The organism is uncultured Sphingomonas sp. (assembly GCF_964237155.1).
In the GTDB taxonomy this organism is placed as follows: Bacteria; Pseudomonadota; Alphaproteobacteria; order Sphingomonadales; family Sphingomonadaceae; genus Sphingomonas.
Genome location: NZ_CAXSHH010000144.1, coordinates 1 through 2,805, shown reverse-complemented (window position 1 = coordinate 2,805; position 2,805 = coordinate 1). Strand labels below are relative to the sequence as shown.

At 65.3% G+C, this 2,805-nt stretch carries 2 protein-coding genes and 1 pseudogene; 2 read left to right on the top strand and 1 reads right to left on the bottom strand.

Going from position 1 to position 2,805, the window contains the following annotated elements; genetic code table 11:
• Positions 1-207: 207 nt before the first annotated feature.
• Together ACFE71_RS15415 and ACFE71_RS15410 are read left to right on the top strand one after the other, a co-directional pair.
• Positions 208-993, top strand: coding sequence for an SDR family NAD(P)-dependent oxidoreductase (locus ACFE71_RS15415; protein ID WP_375429640.1), 786 nt, complete (start codon positions 208-210; stop codon positions 991-993).
• Positions 994-1,143: 150 nt separating this feature from the next.
• Positions 1,144-2,481 carry a glycoside hydrolase family 1 protein gene (locus ACFE71_RS15410; RefSeq protein WP_375429639.1) on the top strand — a complete coding sequence of 446 codons (1,338 nt, stop codon included), beginning with the start codon at positions 1,144-1,146 and terminating at the stop codon, positions 2,479-2,481.
• 67 nt (positions 2,482-2,548) lie between these two features.
• Here ACFE71_RS15410 and ACFE71_RS15405 read toward each other — a convergent pair.
• A pseudogene (locus ACFE71_RS15405) lies at positions 2,549-2,805 on the bottom strand (transposase); the annotation flags it as partial.

The window sequence follows — 2,805 nt, the reverse complement described above, 5'->3', positions numbered from 1 at the left end:
GGATGCTCCGGCATCCTTGGTCGAGAACCCGAGCTTGCCGCTGGCCGGCATCGCTACGGCCGGTCAGATAGGAGTGACGATGCCGCGCAGATTCATGTCAGCTCCGGGCTCTCCAAGGTAAGTTCTAATCCTATAGCGTTTGATGTTTGTCAAGTTTTCTAAGACGGACTATGCGGGATGGATAGCGCGAGTGGCGAGGATCGAGGCATGGACGCGGCAGGCAGGGCCATTTTCATCACGGGTGCCGCATCGGGCATGGGCGCCGCCACCGCGCAGCGGTTCGCGGCCGAGCATTGGTTCGTGGGATGCTTCGACATCGACCGGTCCGGGCTTGCGGCGCTGGCCGAGGAACTCGGGGACGAGCGGGCGATGTTCTTGCCGCTCGATGTCACCGATCCGACCGCATTCGCGGGCGCTGTCGCCGCATTCGGCGCGATCACCGGTGGTCGCATGGACATCCTCCACAATAACGCGGGCGTGATCTCGCACGGGCGGTTCCAGGACATGGACTGGGAGACGGTGGAGCGCATAATCGCCGTCAACCTGCTCGGCCCCATGATCGGCGTGCGCAGCGCTCGACTGTTGCTGGAGCGTACCCCGAACTCGCTGTGCTTCTTCACGGGATCGGCCTCCTCGATCTTCGGCGCGGCCGACCTGGCCGCCTATTCGGCCAGCAAGCACGGGCTCAGGGGCTTCGCGGAGGCGATGGCGCTGGAATTGCACCCGCATGGCATCCGGGTCGGGCATGCCGTCACGGGCATCACGGACACGGCCATGCTGCCGCCCGAGCACAGGTCGGCGTTGCCGACCGAAGGCATGTTCAGGTTGATGCAGCCGTCGGTCATGGCCGACACGGTGTGGGCCGCCTACCATGACGAGGTGGAGACGTTGCATCGGTACGTCCCGCCCGAATTGGCGCAATATGAAGCCATCGCGGCGACCCAGCCCTCGGCCGTTCGGGACGACGGACGGGCCCGGCTGTCGGTCCGATAATCGGATCGAGCGCAGGGAGGTTCCGCCATGTTGTTCGGAACAGGCCCCATAGCCGCTTGCGGAACACCCGGTACGGTCGAACCATGAAGCATCGCAGGAAGCGCGATGGAAGAACAGTGAGCGGCGACCAACGATACGAAAGGAAACGATATGTCGAGACGCGAGATCGTGGCCGGGGCCGCCCCGACGTTGGCTGGAACCGCAAGCCGGGGTCGTGTCGCCGCGGCGACCGGGTCAGAACCCTCAGCCCGCCGACCACTCCCAGCGAGCTTCCTTTGGGGAACCGCCATCTCTGCGCATCAGAGCGAGGGCAACAACATCCATTCCGACGCGTGGCTGTTGGAGAACCTGCCGAGCACCGTGTTCAAGGATCCGTCAGGCGACGCGTGCGACAGCTACAACCGCTACGAAGAGGACATCTCGCTCGCAGCGGAACTCGGCTTCAACTGCTACCGCATAGGCATCGAGTGGGCGCGGATCGAACCCGAACCAGCGCGCTTCTCGCAGGCGGAACTCGACCACTATGTCCGTGTGCTGGAAACGTGTCGCAAGCACGGCTTGGCACCGATCCTGACCTACAGCCATTTCACCGTCCCCTTGTGGTTTGCCCAACGCGGCGGGTTCGAGGTCGCCGACGGCGCCGATCTGTTCGCCCGCTTCGCCGGCCGGGCGACCGATGCGCTCGGCGACCTGATCGGAATGGCCTCGACCTTCAACGAGGCGAACATTCCGCTTCTGCTGAAGCTGCTCCGCGCGGGGCGCAGCAAGGCCGACGCGGATGCGGTCAAGTCGATGATCGCCGCCGCCGCGCAGGCGACCTCGTCGCCCGAGTTCTCGTCCCTGCTGTTCGCGGATCCCGATCGGACGCAGCCGGTGCTGCTCGACGCGCACGCGAAGGCGCAGGCCGCGATCAAGGCTTCGACCGGTGATTTCCCGGTCGGCGTCACCTTGTCGATGCAGTCGGTGGAAGCGGTCGGGCCGAACAGTCTGGCACCGATCGTCGAAGACGCGATGTATGGCGGCTGGATCGAGGCCGCCAAGGCGAGCGACTTCGTCGGCGTCCAGACCTATACGCGGATCCGGGTCGGCGATCATGGCGCTCTTCCCGCTCCGGAGGGCGCCGAGATGACTGCGGCGGGGTACGAGTACTATCCGCCGGCGCTGGGTGACACGATCAGGCTTGCGGCGCGTCTGATCGGCAAGCCGATCTACGTCACCGAGTCCGGCATCGCGACCGATGACGATGCCCGCCGCATCGCGTTCATCGACGCGACGATCGAAGAAGTGCGCCGGTGCATCGACGAGGGTATCCCGGTCCATAGCTATATGTACTGGTCGCTGCTCGACAATTTCGAATGGACCAAGGGTTACGGTGAGCGTTTCGGCCTGGTCTCGGTGGATCCCAAGACGTTCGCACGCACGCCCAAGCCCAGCGCGCTCCACCTCGGCGAGCGCGCGCGCCCATGGGCTCCAGCGCGGCGGCGGTGAAGTCAGTCGCCAGGGAGGGCTTCTAGGGTCAGGACTCGTTGATCACAGCCAGAAGATGATGGTGGCTGCGAGGGCGACGGCGATAGCGGCGCTTGTCATACCTGACCGGTTCGTTGCGGGATCTCCGGCCCGGGATGCAGGGTTGGATGCCCTTGGCCTGGAGAGCGTCCCTGAACCAGTCGACGTCATAGCCGCGATCGCCCAGCAGCCACTGTGCCTTGGGCAGATCGTCCAGCAGCGCTGCGGCACCGGTGTAGTAGCTGACCTGCCCGGCGGTCATGAAGAAGCCCAACGGGCGGCCGTTCGCATCGGCGAGGGCGTGGA